Here is a 15829-nt window from a genome sequence, read left to right on the forward strand (position 1 = left end):
CCGCCCTGTGCTCCGCGCCCCGGGGGGGGCCCCCCCCCCCCCCCCCCCACCCCCCCCCCCCCCCCCCCCCCCGGGCCGGGTCAGGGGAGGAGGAGGGCGCGGATCAGCTCGACCGGGTGGTGGGCGCGGCGGGTGGTGCCGTGGGCGATCTGCTGGCGGCAGGAGACGCCGGTGGCGACGACGACCGTCGCCTCCGGTTCGGCGCGCACGGCGGGGAAGAGCCGGTCCTCGCCGACCCGCATCGACAGCTCGTAGTGCTCGGCCTCGAAGCCGAACGAGCCGGCCATGCCGCAGCACCCGGCGTCGAGCTCGACGACCTCGGCGCCGGGGACGCGCTCCAGCAGCGCGACGGTGGCGGCGGTGCCGACCTCGGCCTTCTGGTGGCAGTGGCCGTGGAACAGGATCCGCTTCCCGGCGGGCCAGGCGTCCTCGCGCAGCCGCAGCGAGCCGTCATCGATCGCCTCGACCAGCAGCTCGTCGACCAGCCTGGCGCGGGAGCCCACGTCGGCCACGCGCGGGTCGTCACCGAGCAGGGTGCGGTGCTCGGAGCCCAGCGTGAGCAGGCAGGACGGCTCGACGCCGACGATCGGGCCGGTCGTGCAGGCGAGCGCGTCGACCAGCCCGGAGGCCTGCTCGCGGGCCCGGTCCAGCAGGCCCTTGGAGAACGCCGCCCGCCCGCAGCACCCACCGCTCTCCAACCGCACGTCCCACCCGGCCCGCTCCAGCAGCTCGACCGCGGCGATGCCGATCGCCGGCTCGGTGAAGCTGGTGAACGAGTCGGCCAGCAGGGTCAGCGGACCGCGGGAGCCCGTGGCGGGGGAGGAGCGGCGGCGGAACCAGCGCGGCAGCGTGCGCCGGGCGAACACCGGCAGCGGGCGCTGCGGGGCGATGCCCAGTCGCCGTCCGATCAGCCCGCGCAGCGGGGGGAGCCTGCCGGGCAGGTTGGACAGCGGGGCGGTGGCCGCGCCGAGCCGGTTGAGCGCCCGGATGCCGGCGAACACCTTCGAGCGCGCGGGCACGCCGTGCGTGGCGTGCCGCTGGTGCAGGGCCTCGCTCTTGAGCGTGGCCATGTCCACGCCCAGCGGGCACTCGCTCGCGCACGCCTTGCACATCAGGCACAGGTCGAGCACCTCGTGCAGCCGCTCGTCGCCGAGCGCGGCCGCGGCGTCGGGTTCGGTGAGCGCCTTGACCAGGGCGTTGGCCCGGCCCCGGGTGGAGTCCTCCTCGCGGCGGGTGGCCATGTACGACGGGCACATCACCCCGGTGCCGCTCTTGCGGCACAGCCCGATGTTCATGCACCGGTCGGCGGCCCCGCGCATCCCGGACTCCCCGCCGCTGACCACGGTGAAGTCCAGCGCGGTGCGCAGCCGCCCCGGCGGGGGCAGCGCGGCGTCGCGCAGGTTGTCGGTCATCGAGGGCGCGTCGACGATCTTGCCGGGGTTGAGCCGGTCGTGCGGGTCGAAGATCCCCTTGACCCGGCGCATGGCCTCGTAGAGGTCGTCGCCGAACAGCCTGCGGTTGAACTCGCTGCGCGCCAGGCCGTCGCCGTGCTCGGAGGAGTTGGCCCCGCCGAACTCGGCGACCAGGTCGCGCACCTCCTCGGCGACCGCGCGCATCTTCGCCACCTCGTCGGGCCGGGTGAGGTCGACGAACGGGCGGATGTGCAGGCAGCCCACCGAGCAGTGGCCGTAGAAGCCGGCGCGCATGCCGTGGCGGTCGAGCACCGCGGCGAACCGGTCGGTGAACTCGACCAGCCGGGCCGGGTCGACCGCGGTGTCCTCGACGAAGGCCAGCGGCCGGTTCGCCCCGACGCTGGCCGCCATGAGCAGCCCGAGGCCGGCTTTGCGGACCTTGAGCAGCGCGCCCTGCTGGGCCGGGGTCTCGGCGAGCAGCGTGTGGTAGCCGTGGTCGTGCCGCTTCCACAGCGCGGTCAGCCGTTCCAGGGAGCCGGCCAGCTCGGCCGGGTCCTCCCCGCTGAACGAGACGAACAGCAGCGCGTCGGGGTCGTCGTGCAGGATCGCGCCGAGCGCGGCGTACTCGATCTTCTGCCGGGACAGGTCGAGGATCGTGCGGTCCATCAGCTCGACGGCGGCCGGGTCGCAGGCCAGCGCGTCGTCGGTGGCGGCGATGGCCGCGGCCGTGGAGCGGAAGTGCCCGACGGCGATGACGGTGTGCGCCGGCTTGGGCACCAGGCCGACCGTCGCCTCGGTGACGACGGCCAGCGTGCCCTCCGAGCCGACCACGAACGTCGCCAGGTCGAACGGGTCCCCGGAGTCCAGGGCGTCGGCGAGCCGGTCGAGCCGGTAGCCGCCGGCCCGGCGCCAGTACGACGGGAAGCCGGTCGCGATGGCCGCCCGGCTCGCCCCGACCAGCCGCGGCAGCTCCCGGTAGAGCGCCGCCTCCACCCCGGAGCCGCCCGCCCGCCGTTCCCGCTCCGCCGCGTCCACCGGCTCGAACCGCGCGGTGGAGGCGTCGGAGAGCACCACGTCGAGGGCGCGGACGTGGTCGATGGTCATGCCGTAGCGCACCGACCCGCTGCCCGCGGAGTTGTTGCCGATCATCCCGCCGAGCGTGGCCCGGTTCGCCGTGGAGGTGTCCGGACCGAACATCAGCCCGTGCGCGCTCGCGGCCCGGTTGAGCTGCTCCTGCACCACCCCGGGCTGCACCCGCGCGGTGCGCGCCCGCGGGTCGAGCTCGATGATCCGGTCCAGGTGCCGGGAGAAGTCGAGCACCACCGCGTCGGCGACGGTCTGCCCGGCCAGGCTGGTGGCCGCGCCGCGGGGCAGCACCGGGACGCCGTGCTCGGCGGCCAGCTCGAGCGCGGCGACCACGTCGCCGACGTGGCGGGGCGCGACCACCCCGCGCGGCACGATCGAGTACATGCTGGCGTCGCGGGAGTAGAGGTGGCGGGTGTAGTCGTCGAACAGGACCTCGCCCTCGATCCGCGCGTCCAGCGCCCGGGCGAGCTCGCTCACCCGGCGTCCCGCAGGTGCTCCAGCGCCACCTCGACCCCGCCGGGCTTGATCGGCACGCCGGCGAGCTGCAGGCCCATCTGCACCCCGGACAGCGTCCCGGCCAGGGACAGGTCGTTGAAGTGGCCCAGGTGCCCGATCCGGAAGACCGTGCCGGCCAGCTTGCCCAGCCCGCTGCCCAGCGACATGTCGAAGCGCTCCAGGACCACCCTGCGCACCTCGTCGGCGTTGTGGCCGGAGGGCAGCAGCACCGCGGTCAGCGAACCGCTGTACTCGCGCTCGTCGAGGCAGAGCACCTCCAGCCCCCACGCCCGCACGGCGGCCCTGGTCGCCGTCGCGTGGCGCTGGTGGCGGGCGAACACCGCGGGCAGGCCCTCCTCGGCGAGCATCGCGCAGGCCTCGCGCAGCCCGTAGAGCAGGTTCGTGGCCGGGGTGTAGGGGAAGAAGCCGCGCGCGTTGGACTCCAGGATGGGGTCCCAGTCGAAGTACGCGCTGGTCAAGCTGCCGCGATGGTCGAGGGCCTTGCGGCTGACCGCGTTGAAGCCCAGCCCGGGCGGGAGCATGAGCCCCTTCTGCGAGCCGGCCACGGTCACGTCGACGCCCCACTCGTCGTGGCGGTAGTCGATCGAGGCCAGCGAGGAGATCGTGTCGACCAGCAGCAGCGCCGGGTGCGCGGCCGCGTCGATGGCGGCGCGTACCTCGGGCACCCGGCTGGTGACGCCGGTCGAGGTCTCGTTGTGCACGACGCAGACCGCGGCGATCTCGTGGCCGGCATCGGCGTCGAGCCGCTCCCGCACGGCGGCCGGGTCGACGCCGCGGCGCCAGTCGCCGGGGATCACGTCGACCCGCAGCCCGTGCTTGGCGGCCAGCCCCGCCCACAGCGTGGAGAAGTGCCCGGTCTCGCCGATCAGGACCCGGTCGCCGGGGGAGAGCGTGTTGACCAGCGCCGCCTCCCAGGCCCCGGTCCCGGAGGCGGGGTAGATCACCACCGGGCCGGTCGTCCCGAAGACCGGTTTGACCGCGTCGAGCACCTCGGTGGTCAGCGCGGCGAACTCGGGGCCGCGGTGGTCGATGGTCGGCGCCGACATCGCCCGCAGGACCCGGTCCGGGACGTTGGTCGGGCCCGGGATCTGCAGGAAGTGCCGGCCTTCGTGGGTGACCACTGCCGCTCCGATCGTCGCGTGCGCGGATGTCGGGATGCGGAAGACATCTACCGCAGGGCGACCGACTCGTCCACTCGTGATCTGGCCGTGATGAAGGCCTGTGATCGAACGGCGGGGCCGATCGGAGCATTGACGGCCGATGTGACGCCAACCATACTCGGCGCCGAAATGGGTCTTCCGCATCCCGGAAGACGCGGAGCACCACGTCCCCTCCCGTCACCGCCTGCCGTGAGGAAGTGCGAATCCGAATGACCGTTCACGTGCTCGCGATCGTGGCCCTGGTCGCCGCGTTCGTCCTGGCCACGGTCCTGCCCATCAACCTCGGCGCGATCTCGCTGGTCGCCGCGTTCGTCGTCGGCATGTTCGTCCTGGAGGGCGATCCCGGCGACGTCGCCGACGGGATCTTCGACGGCTTCCCCGGCTCGCTGTTCGTGATCCTGGTCGGGGTCACGTTCCTGTTCGCGATCGCCCGCGCCAACGGCACCGTCGACTGGCTGGTGCACCAGGCCGTACGCGCGGTCGGCGGGCGGATCGCGCTCATCCCGTGGATCATGTTCGTGGTCACCGGGCTGCTCACGGCGTTCGGCGCGGTGGTGCCGGCCGCGGTGGCGATCATCGCCCCGATCGGGCTCGGCTTCGCCCTGCAGCACCGGATCAACCCGGTGCTCATGGGCCTGTCGATCATCAACGGGGCGAGCGCGGGCGGGTTCTCCCCGCTGGCCATCTTCGGCATCATCACCAACGGCGTCGTCGCCGAGAACGACCTGCCGGCCAACCCGCTGTTCCTGTTCCTGGGCAGCCTGGTCTTCAACGTCCTGCTCAACCTGGTGATGTTCTTCCTGTTCGGCGGCCGCGAGCTGCTGGGCAGGGTGGCCGACCCGGACGACCCGACCGACGAGCGCGAACCCGGAACGAAGGAGATCGCGGCCGGCGGCCCGGGAGCGGCCAAGGCCGCCGGGCAGCCCGGGAACGCGCGCACCACCGGGGCCACCGGCGCCGCGTTCACCGACCACGACGAAGGCAAGGTCACCACCCTCGACCTCAACCGCTCGCTCACCCTCGTCGCGCTGATCGGGCTGGCCGTGGGCGCGCTGGCCTTCCAGCTCGACGTCGGCCTGCTCGCCATCACCGCGGCCGTGCTGCTCTCGCTGCTGGCCCCGAACACCTACAAGGGTGCCGTCGCCCAGGTGGCCTGGCCGACCGTGCTGCTGATCTGCGGCATCGTCACCTACGTCAACCTGCTGCAGGAGATCGGCACCGTCGACTTCCTCGGCGAGCAGGTGGCGCGGATCGGCATCCCGCTGCTGGCCGCGCTGGTGATCTGCTACATCGGCGCGGCGGTCTCGGCGTTCGCCTCCACCACCGGCATCCTCGGCGCGCTCATCCCGCTGGCCGTGCCGTTCCTGCTGGCCGGCCAGGTCGGCGCGGTCGGGCTGATCACCGCGCTGGCGATCTCCTCGTCGGTGGTCGACTCGAGCCCCTTCTCCACCTCCGGTGCCCTCGTGACGGCCAACGCCCCGGAGGGACAGCGCGACTACGTCTACCGCAGGCTGATGCGATGGGGCTTCTCGATGGTGCTGATCGCGCCGCCGGTGACCTGGCTGCTGCTGGTGGTCCCGGGGTGGCTGTAGCGCCCCGGCCCGGGGCGCTGGCCGGGCTCACCGTCCTGGAGGTCGGGGTCTTCATGGCGGCCCCGTTCGCCACCATGCAGCTCGCCGACCTCGGCGCCCGGGTGATCAAGGTGGAGAACCCGGCCGGACCCGACCCCACCCGGACCACCGGCCCCTTCCTGCAGGACCCGGACGGCCACCGGCACAGCTCGCCGTTCGCCCGGCTCAACCGCAACAAGGAGTCGGTGGCGCTCGACCTGAAGTCCGACGCAGGCCGCTCGGCCTTCCTCCGGTTGGCCGCCCGGGCCGACGCGCTGGTGGAGAACCTGCGCCCGGGCGCCCTGCGCCGGCTGGGCCTGGGCCCCGACGAGCTGGCCGAGGTCAACCCCGGGCTGGTGTACGCCTCGGCGTCCGGGTTCGGCCAGGACGGCCCGCTGGCCGCGCTGCCCGGGCTGGACATCATGGCCCAGGCCCGGTCCGGGCTGATGAGCATCACCGGCACCCCCGACGGCGACCCGGTCAAGATCGGCGTGCCCATCTGCGACCTGGTCAGCGGCCTCTACACGGCGCTGGCGGTGGTCAGCGCGCTGCGCGCCCGCGACCGCGACGGCGCGGGCCAGAGCGTCGACGTCTCGCTGCTGGAGTCGGGGGTGTCGCTGGCGGTGTGGGAGGCCGGGAAGTACCTGGCGACCGGGGAGGTCGGGCGCCCGCTCGGCTCGGCGCACCAGACCCAGGCCCCCTACCAGGCGGTGCGCTGCGCCGACGGCTTCGTGACCCTCGGCGCGATCACCCCGAAGACCTGGGACGGCCTGTGCACCGCGCTCGACCTTCCCGCCCTGCGCGACGACCCCCGCTACCGCGACTCGTCCTCCCGCCACGCCCTGCGCGCGGAGCTGATCCCGGCGATCGAGGCGGCCACCGCTACCCGCGCCCGCGCCGAGGTCGTCGCCGCGCTGGAGGCCGCCGGCGTGCCGTGCGCGCCGATCGAGGACTACGGGCAGGTCTTCACCGACGGGCACCTGCGCGAGCGCGACTACTTCTGGGACGCCGAGCACCCCGACCTCGGCCCGGTGCGCCAGCTCGGCTCCCCGATGCGGCTGTCGGGCACACCCGCCCGGCGCGGCCCGGCCGGTCCGGTGCTCGGCGCCGACACCCGCGCCGTGCTCACCGAGGTGGGCGCGTCGCCGGAGGAGATCGACGCTGCCCTGGCGGCCCTGGCGGTGGCCCGGTGAGCGACCTGCTGGTGGAGAAGGTCGGACCGGCGTTGCGGGTCACGTTCAACCGGCCCGAAGCGCACAACGCGCTCACCTTCGAGATGTACGAGGGCCTGCACGCGGCCTGCGAGGCCGCCGACGACGACCCGGACGTGCGGGTGCTGGTGCTGACCGGGGCCGGCGGGAAGGCGTTCGTCTCGGGCACCGACATCGCCCAGTTCGCCGGGTTCGACGGCCCCGAGGGCGTGGCCTACGAGCAGCGCATCACGCGGGTGGTGCGCCGCGTGGAGGACGCCACCGTGCCCACGGTGGCCGCCATCGACGGCTACTGCATCGGCGGCGGGCTGGCCGTCGCGGCGGCCTGCGACCTGCGCATCGCCACCACCGCGTCGCGGTTCGGGGTGCCCATCGCCCGCACCCTGGGCAACTGCCTGTCGATGGACACCCAGGCGCTGCTGGTGGCCCACCTCGGCCCGGCGCGCACCCTGGACATGCTGCTGCGGGCCCGCCTGCTCGACGCCGCCGAGGTGCACGCGGCCGGCTTCCTCACCCAGCTCGCCGACGACGCCGCGGGACTGGACGAGGCGCTGGACACCACCGTCACCGCGCTGGCCGGGCACGCGCCGCTGACCATGTGGGCAGCCAAGCAGGCCGTCGTCCGGCTCCGCCGCGCCACCCTGCCCGACGGCGACGACCTGGTCGAACGGGTCTACGGCAGTGCCGACTTCGCCGCCGGGGTGGCCGCGTTCGGCACCCGGCGGCGTCCGACCTGGGAGGGCCGCTGAGCCGGCGCGGTTAGGCTCGGTGGTCCAGACGGCGGGAGAAGCATGGGTGAGGGCACGGGGTCCGAGCGCGGGGGCGGGGTGCAGTCGCTCAACCGCGCCTTCGTCCTGCTGGAGCACATGGCCGCGGCCGGCGGCGACGTGGCGCTGTCGGAGCTGGCCAACCGCTCCGGGCTCCCGCTGCCCACCATCCACCGGATCATCCGCACCCTGGTCGGCTCCGGCTACGTCCGCCAGCTGCCCTCCCGTCGCTACGCGCTGGGCCCGCGGCTGATCGGCCTGGGCGACGCCGCCTCCCGGATGCTCGGCGAATGGGCCCGCCCCCACCTGGCGCACCTCGTCGACGAGGTCGGCGAGACCGCCAACATGGCCGTCCTGGACGGCGAAGCGGTCGTCTACGTGGCCCAGGTGCCCTCCCGGCACTCGATGCGGATGTTCACCGAGGTGGGCAGGCGGGTGCCGGTGCACTGCACGGGCGTGGGCAAGGCGCTGCTGGCCCAGCTGCCCCCCGAGCGCGTGCGCGCGCTGCTGGCCGGCGCGGGGATGCCCGCCCAGACCCCGCACACCATCACCGACCCCGACCGCCTCGCCCGCGAGCTCGACCGCATCCGCCACCAGGGCTACGCCGTCGACGACGCCGAGCAGGAGCTGGGGGTGCGCTGCGTCGCCGTCGCGGTGCCCGGCGGACCGTCGATGACGGCGCTGTCGGTGTCCGGGCCGGAGAGCCGGGTCAGCTGGGCCGCGGTGGAGCGGATCGCCCCGCTGCTGCGGGAGGCGGCGCAAGCACTGGCCGGGCGCCTGGACGCGCACGGAGCGATGGCCTGACCTGGAGGAGCGGCAGTGAACGAAGAGCACCTGACGTTGTGCGCGAGCGAGGAGTGGCGCGCGCTCGTCGCCGACGAGCTGCTGCCCTGGGTGCTGGGCGACGACGACCGGGTCGAGCTGGGCGACGACGTCCTGGAGATCGGCGCCGGACCCGGCCTGGTCACCGACCTGCTGGTCGAGCGGGCGCCCCGGGTGACCGCCGTCGAGCTGGACGTCGAGCTCGCCGACGCCCTGCGCGCCCGGATGGCGGGCCGGCCGGTGGAGGTCGTCACGGCCGACGCCACCGCCCTCCCGCTGCCGTCGGACCGGTTCTCCGCGGCGGCCTGCTTCACGATGCTGCACCACATCCCCGACCCCGACCTGCAGGACCGGGCGCTGGCCGAGCTGGCCCGGGTGCTGCGCCCCGGCGGCCTGCTGCTGGGCACCGACGGCGAGGACACGCCGAAGCGGCGGGCGCTGCACGTGGACGACATCTTCACCCCCATCGACCCGGGCACGTTCACCGCCCGGATGCACGCCGCCGGCTTCACCGACGTCCTGGTCGACTCGAACGGCGACCGCTTCCGCTTCCGCGGCCGGGCCGGTAGCTGAGCGGCTCACCCCGGCGGACGGTGATCGTGGAGGGGTCGGGCCGTTTGTGCTGCTCGGACCACCCGTGAGGGGCGGTCGGACCCGTGCGGGAGTCCGACGCCGGCAGCACTCGTTAGAGTTCGACGGTGTTGTCACGAATGTCGGGGATCAACCTCGCCCGCGGCGCGGCGATCGGTGTCGTGGAGGCCGTTCCCGGGGTGAGCGGCGGGACCATGGCGCTCGTCGTCGGGATCTACGAGCGGCTGATCGCCCAGGGCGGCCACCTCGTCGGCGCCGCGCGAGCGGTGCTGCCGGGCGGCCGGGCGCGCCCCCGGGACGAGCTCCGCCGCCTGGACTGGGCCCTGCTCGTACCGGTCGCGGCCGGGATGGTCCTCGCCGTCGTCGTCGCCTCCCGGGTGCTGCCGGACCTCATCGAGGCGCACCCGGTGGGTTCGCGCGCCGTCTTCTTCGGCATGGTCGCGGCCTCGGTCGCCGTCCCGCTGCGGATCACCGGGATGCTGCGCGGAGTCCGCGAATGGGTGCTGGTCGTGGTGGCCTTCGCGGTGACGTTCGTGGTGAGCGGGTTGCCCCCGGCCGCGGGGGAGGGCCGGCCGCCGTACTGGCTGGTCGGCATCGCCGCCGCGATCGCGATCTGCGCGCTGGTCCTGCCCGGCTTCTCCGGGTCCTTCCTGCTGCTGGTCTTCGGCCTCTACGAGCCCACCCTGCGTGCGGTCGCCGAGTTCGACCTCGCCTACCTCGCGGTGTTCGGGCTGGGCGCGCTGATCGGCCTCGGCTCGTTCGTGGCGCTGCTGCAGTGGCTGCTGGAGCACCACCACCGCACCCTGATGGTGGTCGTGGCCGGCGTCCTGCTCGGCGCGCTGCGCGCGCTGTGGCCGTGGCAGGACGACGTGCGTGGGCTGCTCCTCCCGGACCCGAGCGGGATCGTGATGGTGGTGCCGGCCCTGCTGGGCGCGGCGCTCGTCGTCGGCATCATGCTGCTGGAGCGCCGCCTGGGGACCCCCGCCGCCGCCGACCCGCAGGACCTGCCCACCGTGCCCATCCCCCGGGTGCGTCACCAGCCCGACCCGTACCAGGGCAGGCGCCGGAAGTGACACCGGCATCCCGGCGGAGCGGTCGGATGGGGCCGGGCACCGACGAGCAGGTGGGCATTCTTTCGCATGCCCCCGACACGTCCGGCGCATGGTGCGCCGATCAGTCCGACCGCCTCACCGGCCGCGCTGAGCCGATCTCCGTGCCGATCTCCGTGCCGATCTCCGTGCCGATCTCCGCGCTGATGATCGCGATGTGGGCCAGCCGCTGCTCCAGCGCGGCGATCCGGCGCTGGTCGGCGACGACGGAGGCGAGCAGGTCGCGGAAGGCGTCGACCACCCGCAGCTCGCCGGGCAGCAGTTCGCGCCCGACCGGGCGGACCACGAACAGCGCGCCGTCGCCGTGGGGGAGGGCGACGGTGAGGCCGTGACCGGTCGAGCGGGGTTCGGGGAACGCGGTCGCGGCGGCGTCGAAGAACCGGGGGCGGCCGGTCTGCGCGGCGTCGACCACGGGTGGCGGCGCCGGGTCCGCGGCCAGGCGCTCGGCCAGCCAGCGGGGCACCCCGAACGCCGCGGTGAACCGCAGGCCGGTCCCGTCGCGTAGGTAGAGCCCGGCGCTGTCGGCGCCCATGGCCTGCGCGACCGGCCGGAGCGCGGCCCGCGCCGCCGCGACGAGCCCGGCGGTGGTCGGCGCGGGAGCCCGGGCCGGGTCGGGTGGGACCGGGCCGGACGCGATGAGCGGCTCGGCGCCGCTGCGGTGCACGTAGCGGTCGAGCTCGGCGGTGCTGTAGCGGCGGTGCCCGCCCGGCGTCCGCATCGGGACGAGCACGCCGGCCTCCTCGGCGGCGAGCAGCGTCGTACGGCTCATACCGAGCGTCCGCGCGGCCTCACCGACGGTCATCCAGCGGTCGGCGGACGGAGTGCGATCCACGCCCGGCACCCCCGATCCGCATGGAACCGTGCAACAACGATTCGACGACCCTCTCCACTGAGTGCTACACCTCACCTGACAGCGTGGTCAACCGCACGGAACCGCCGGACACCCGGCGGTTCCGTACGGTTCTGCACAGTTCGGGAGGTGGCGTGGCCGATCCGGCGCGCGGCCTCCCCGACCTCACCGGGCAGGTCGCGCTGGTCACCGGAGCGGCCCGCGGGCAGGGCCGGTCGCACTGCATCGCGCTGGCCGAGGCCGGGGCCGACATCGCCGCCCTCGACGTCTGCCGCGACCTCGACGTCCCCGCCTACCCGCTGGCCACCCGCGCCGACCTGGACGACGTCGTCGCAGAGGTCGAGGCGCGCGACCGGCGGGCACTGCCGCTGGTCGCCGACGTCCGCGACCCGGAAGGCGTGGAGGCGGCCGTCGCCGAGGTGGAGCGCGCGTTCGGCCGGCTCGACATCCTGGTCAACAACGCCGCCGTGGTCACCAGCGCGCCGTTCTGGGAGCTCACCGAGCCGCAGTGGGGCGCCGTCGTCGACACCAACCTGTCGGGCGTGTGGCGCACCAGCCGGGCCGCCACCGCGATGCTGCGCCGCTCCCCGCGCGGGCGCATCGTCAACATCTCCTCGACCGGCGGCGTGCGGGCGGTCGCCGAGTTCGCCCACTACGTGGCGGCCAAGCACGGCGTCGTCGGGCTGACCAAGGCAATGGCGATCGAGCTGGCGGGCGACCGGGTCACGGTCAACGCCATCCTGCCCGGCGCCGTCGACTCGCCGATGCTGGCCGGGCTGGCCGACGAGCTCGGCCTCACCCCCGACGACGTGCACAAGCGCTGGCTGCACGACCAGCTGCTGGTCGAGGTCATCGCGCCGGGCGAGGTCACCGGTGCCCTGCTCTGGCTGCTCAGCGACGCCGCCCGGCACGTCACCGGGCACTGCCTCGCCGTCGACGGAGGCGCACTGGCCCGCTGACCCCGCAGATTTTCCACCCACTGTCTCGAGGAGGAGCGATGGGCAAGTTCGACGGCAAGGTCGTGCTGATCACCGGGGGCGCGCGCGGGCAGGGCAGGTCGCACGCGCTGCGCTTCGCCCAGGAGGGCGCCGACGTCGCCTTCTGCGACATCGCCTCGCAGCTGGACACCGTCCCCTACCCGATGGCGCAGCCGAGCGACCTCGACGACACGGTCAAGATGGTCGAGGACCTGGACCGGCGCTGCGTCGCCGCGCGGGCCGACGTGCGCGACCTCGGGGAGGTCCAGGCGTTCGTCGAGCAGGCCAGCACCGAGCTGGGCCGGGTGGACTTCCTGCTGGCCAACGCGGGCATCCTGTCGATGTCGTCGATCGCGGAGATGGACTCCGCGACCTGGCAGGAGATGATCGACACCAACCTGACCGGCGTCTTCCACGCCATGCGCGCGGTCCTGCCGATCATGATCGAGCAGAACCACGGTCGGATCGTGGCCACCTCGTCGACCGCGGGCAAGATGGGCTTCCCGAACATCGGCCACTACGCCGCGGCCAAGTGGGGCGTGATCGGGCTGGTGAAGTCGCTGGCCCGGGAGGTGGCGGCGAACGGCATCACCGTCAACGCGGTCTGCCCGACCACCGTGGACACCCCGATGGTGCAGAACGAGCCGACCTACCGGCTGTTCCTGCCCGACAGCGCCGAGCCCTCCCGCGAGGAGGCGATGCCCGTCTTCCAGGCGATGAACGCGATCCCGGTCCCGTGGGTCGAGGCCGTCGACATCTCCAACGCGATGGCCTTCCTGTGCTCCGACGAGGCTCGCTACATCACCGGCGAGACGATCGCCGTCGCCGCCGGCATGACCGCCGCCAACGCCGGCTGAGCCGGCCCCACCCGGGAAGGAGACGACGTGGCAGGACGACTGGAGGGCAAGGTCGCGCTCATCAGCGGCGCGGCACGGGGGCAGGGCCGTTCGCACGCCGTGCGGCTGGCCCAGGAGGGCGCCGACATCATCGCCTTCGACGTGTGCCGCCAGCTCGGCACCGTCCCCTACCCGATGGCCACCTCCGAGGACCTCGAGGAGACCGTGCGCCAGGTCGAGGACCTCGACCGGCGGATCGTCGCCCGCGAGGCCGACGTGCGCGAGCTCGGCGCGGTCCAGGCCGTCGTCGACGAGGGCGTCGGCGAGTTCGGCCGCCTCGACGTGGTGTGCGCCAACGCCGGCATCGCCGGGTTCGCCGAGAACACCTGGTCGATGACCGAGGAGCAGTGGGACGAGATGATCGCGGTCAACCTGACCGGGGTCTTCAAGACGGTGCGCGCCGCCGCCCCGAAGATGATCGAGGCGGGCAACGGCGGGTCCATCGTCATCACCAGCTCCACCGCCGGGGTCAAGGGCATGCCCGGCACCGCCCACTACGTCGCGGCCAAGCACGGCGTGGTCGGGCTGATGCGCTCGCTGGCCAACGAGCTGGCGCCGTACTCGATCCGGGTCAACACCGTGCACCCCACCGGCGTCAACACGCCGATGATCCACAACGAGTTCATGGACCAGGTGCTGTCCAACCCCGACGGCGGGATCAACCTGACCAACGCGCTGCCGGTCAGCGAGGTCGAGGCGGTCGACATCTCCAACGCGATCCTCTGGCTGTCCTCCGACGAGGCCCGCTACGTCACCGGCGTCTCGCTGCCGGTGGACGCCGGGTTCCTGGGCAAGTAGCCGATGGCCGCATCACCGGAGGGGGCGCCCCGCGGCAGCGGGGCGCCCGCCCCCCGTTCGGGCGCCGCGGCCCGCCGCGACGACATCGCCCGCGACGTCGTCGGTCGCCGCCGCGAGCTCGACCTCGTGCTCGCCGCGGTGACCGCCGGGCGCGACATCCTGCTGGAGGGCCCGCCGGGCACGTCCAAGTCGACGATGCTGCGCGCGATCACCGCCAACTGGGGTGTGCCGTTCGTGCTGGTCGAGGGCAACGCCGAGCTCACACCGGCCCGGCTGGTCGGTCACCACAACCCGGCCCGGGTGCTCAAGGAGGACTACTCCGCGGCGAACTTCGTGCCCGGGCCGCTGGTGGAGGCCATGCGCGCGGGTGGGTTCCTCTACATCGAGGAGCTCAACCGGGCCCCGGAGGACACGCTCAACGTCCTGCTGGGGGCGATGGCCGAGCGGGCGGTCGAGGTGCCGCGGGTCGGCGGGATCCGGGCGCTGCCCACGTTCCGGGTGCTGGCCTCGATGAACCCGTTCGACGACATCGGCACCGCGCGGATCTCCGACTCGGTCTACGACCGCTGGTGCCGCCTCGCCGTCGGCTACCAGGACGAGGCCGAGGAACGGGCGATCGTCGCGGTGCGCACCGGATCCGCGGACGACCGGCTGATCGCCGACGGGGTGTCGCTCACCCGGGCCACCCGGGGCCACCCCGAGCTGCGCCGCGGCTCCAGCGTGCGCGGCGCGATCGACCTGGTGGCGATCGCCCGCGAGCTGGCCGAGCTCGACAGCTACGGCAGCGGTGCCGAGCTGGACCGACCCCGCATGGTCCTCGACGCCGCGATGCTGGCGCTCTCCGGCCGGATCGGCGTCGACGAGGCCAGCGAGCTGACCCCGGAGCAGGTGATCACCCAGATCTGGGAGGACCATTTTTTCTCGCGCCCCGGCGTGCGGCGCCGGGTCCCCATCGGCTAGCGGTCGAGAACGCCGTCCGGCTGCCCGGCTCCGGCGACGGGCCGCGCGGGCTGGCCCCGCTGCGGCGCAGGCCCAAGCAGCTCACCGAGGCGCCCGCGCTGTTCGAGACGGGGAACGGTCCGCCGCTCGTGCTCGACACCGCCGCGCTGCGGGACAAGGGCGCGCTGCCGGCCGGACCGACCGGCGGGCAGGGCGTGCTGGTCACCGGCGGGCCGGCGACCCGACGCGCCCTCGACGAGCTGCTGGAGGACGTCGTGCCCGACCGCGAGGTCGCCGCGATGGCCCAGCGGATCGGGCGCCGGCTCGCGATCAGCCGCCGTCCGCGCGCGGACCGCCCCGATAGAGGGGCCGGGAAGCTCGCCTCGGTGCCCTACCGCTACCGCTCCGACGACATCGACCTCGACCGCACCATCGAGGTGCTCACCGAGCGCCCGGTGCCCGAGGACACCGACGTCGTCGTCCGCGAGCGGATGCGCTCGCGGCGGGCGGTGGTGCTGGTCGTGGACGTGTCCGGCTCGATGCGCGGGGAGAAGGTGCGCATCGCCGCGGCCACGGTGGCCGCCCTCTCGGCCGACCTGTCCGGGCACGGCGACCAGCTCGCCCTGGTGGCGTTCTGGTCCGACGCCGCGCTGGTCAAGCCGCTGGGCGGGCACGTGCCGCCCGGACGGCTGCTCGACCGGCTGCTGCGCATCCCCGCCCGCGGGCTGACGAACGTGCGGTTCGCGCTGGAGGTCGCGCACGCCGAGCTGAGCCGCTCCTCGGCCCGGCGGCGCTCCGCGGTGCTGCTCAGCGACGCCGTGCACAACGCCGGGCCCGATCCGCGCCCGTTCGCGCGCCGGTTCCCCGAGCTGCACGTGATGCTGGAGACCGACGGCGAGCACGACCTGCCGCTCGGCGCCGACCTCGCGCGGCTCGGGCACGGCCGGTTCGCCCCGGTGGCGACGCACCGCGACGTCGCCCCGGCCCTGAACCGCCTGCTGCGCTGACCTGAGAGGGTGCACGCGGAGTCACTCAACGTGAAATTCGGTGTACCCGTTCGGGTGATCCGCCGGTAGGTTCCTGCG

The 15829-nt window shown here is 74.1% G+C and carries 14 protein-coding genes; 11 read left to right on the forward strand and 3 right to left on the reverse strand.

Features of this window, described 5'->3' with window-relative positions; genetic code table 11:
• Positions 1–80 precede the first annotated feature (80 nt).
• A complete protein-coding gene (locus KDL28_RS18150) occupies positions 81–2975 on the reverse strand; it encodes an FAD-binding and (Fe-S)-binding domain-containing protein (RefSeq protein ID WP_252440188.1) in 2895 nt (964 codons plus the stop codon).
• The gene (locus KDL28_RS18155) at positions 2972–4135 is read right to left on the reverse strand and encodes a pyridoxal-phosphate-dependent aminotransferase family protein (protein ID WP_252440190.1); all 1164 of its coding nucleotides are present in this window, start codon (positions 4133–4135) and stop codon (positions 2972–2974) included. The genes KDL28_RS18150 and KDL28_RS18155 overlap by 4 nt, the downstream gene beginning before the upstream one ends.
• A gap of 248 nt (positions 4136–4383) precedes the next feature.
• On the opposite strand from KDL28_RS18155, the gene KDL28_RS18160 reads away from it, so the two are divergent.
• From KDL28_RS18160 to KDL28_RS18185, 6 genes are all read left to right on the forward strand, one after another.
• The gene (locus KDL28_RS18160; RefSeq protein ID WP_252440192.1) at positions 4384–5766 is read left to right on the forward strand and encodes an SLC13 family permease; all 1383 of its coding nucleotides are present in this window, start codon (positions 4384–4386) and stop codon (positions 5764–5766) included.
• A complete protein-coding gene (locus tag KDL28_RS18165) occupies positions 5757–6977 on the forward strand; it encodes a CaiB/BaiF CoA transferase family protein (RefSeq protein ID WP_252440194.1) in 1221 nt (406 codons plus the stop codon). Before KDL28_RS18160 ends, KDL28_RS18165 begins: the two co-directional genes overlap by 10 nt.
• The gene (locus KDL28_RS18170; protein ID WP_252440196.1) at positions 6974–7744 is read left to right on the forward strand and encodes an enoyl-CoA hydratase/isomerase family protein; all 771 of its coding nucleotides are present in this window, start codon (positions 6974–6976) and stop codon (positions 7742–7744) included. Before KDL28_RS18165 ends, KDL28_RS18170 begins: the two co-directional genes overlap by 4 nt.
• Positions 7745–7786: 42 nt before the next feature.
• The gene (locus tag KDL28_RS18175) at positions 7787–8566 is read left to right on the forward strand and encodes an IclR family transcriptional regulator (RefSeq protein WP_252440198.1); all 780 of its coding nucleotides are present in this window, start codon (positions 7787–7789) and stop codon (positions 8564–8566) included.
• Between the two features lie 15 nt (positions 8567–8581).
• Positions 8582–9157 carry a class I SAM-dependent methyltransferase gene (locus tag KDL28_RS18180; RefSeq protein WP_252440200.1) on the forward strand — a complete coding sequence of 192 codons (576 nt, stop codon included), beginning with the start codon at positions 8582–8584 and terminating at the stop codon, positions 9155–9157.
• A gap of 125 nt (positions 9158–9282) precedes the next feature.
• On the forward strand, positions 9283–10248 hold the full coding sequence (locus tag KDL28_RS18185; protein WP_252440202.1) for a DUF368 domain-containing protein: 966 nt from the start codon (positions 9283–9285) through the stop codon (positions 10246–10248).
• Positions 10249–10348: 100 nt separating this feature from the next.
• Here KDL28_RS18185 and KDL28_RS18190 read toward each other — a convergent pair whose 3' ends face one another.
• Entirely contained in the window at positions 10349–11116 is a 768-nt protein-coding gene (locus KDL28_RS18190) for a MerR family transcriptional regulator (RefSeq protein ID WP_252440204.1), read from the reverse strand.
• Positions 11117–11268: 152 nt separating this feature from the next.
• Here KDL28_RS18190 and KDL28_RS18195 point away from each other — a divergent pair, with 152 nt between their 5' ends.
• From KDL28_RS18195 to KDL28_RS18215, 5 genes are all read left to right on the forward strand, one after another.
• The gene (locus KDL28_RS18195; RefSeq protein WP_252440206.1) at positions 11269–12093 is read left to right on the forward strand and encodes a mycofactocin-coupled SDR family oxidoreductase; all 825 of its coding nucleotides are present in this window, start codon (positions 11269–11271) and stop codon (positions 12091–12093) included.
• A gap of 38 nt (positions 12094–12131) precedes the next feature.
• A complete protein-coding gene (locus KDL28_RS18200) occupies positions 12132–12968 on the forward strand; it encodes a mycofactocin-coupled SDR family oxidoreductase (RefSeq protein ID WP_252440208.1) in 837 nt (278 codons plus the stop codon).
• A gap of 27 nt (positions 12969–12995) precedes the next feature.
• The gene (locus tag KDL28_RS18205; protein ID WP_252440210.1) at positions 12996–13805 is read left to right on the forward strand and encodes a mycofactocin-coupled SDR family oxidoreductase; all 810 of its coding nucleotides are present in this window, start codon (positions 12996–12998) and stop codon (positions 13803–13805) included.
• A gap of 3 nt (positions 13806–13808) precedes the next feature.
• On the forward strand, positions 13809–14765 hold the full coding sequence (locus KDL28_RS18210; protein ID WP_252440212.1) for an AAA family ATPase: 957 nt from the start codon (positions 13809–13811) through the stop codon (positions 14763–14765).
• 128 nt (positions 14766–14893) lie between these two features.
• Entirely contained in the window at positions 14894–15751 is an 858-nt protein-coding gene (locus tag KDL28_RS18215; protein WP_252440214.1) for a vWA domain-containing protein, read from the forward strand.
• Positions 15752–15829 lie beyond the last annotated feature (78 nt).

This window comes from Pseudonocardia humida (assembly GCF_023898865.1).
GTDB classification, from domain to species: Bacteria; Actinomycetota; Actinomycetes; order Mycobacteriales; family Pseudonocardiaceae; genus Pseudonocardia; species Pseudonocardia humida.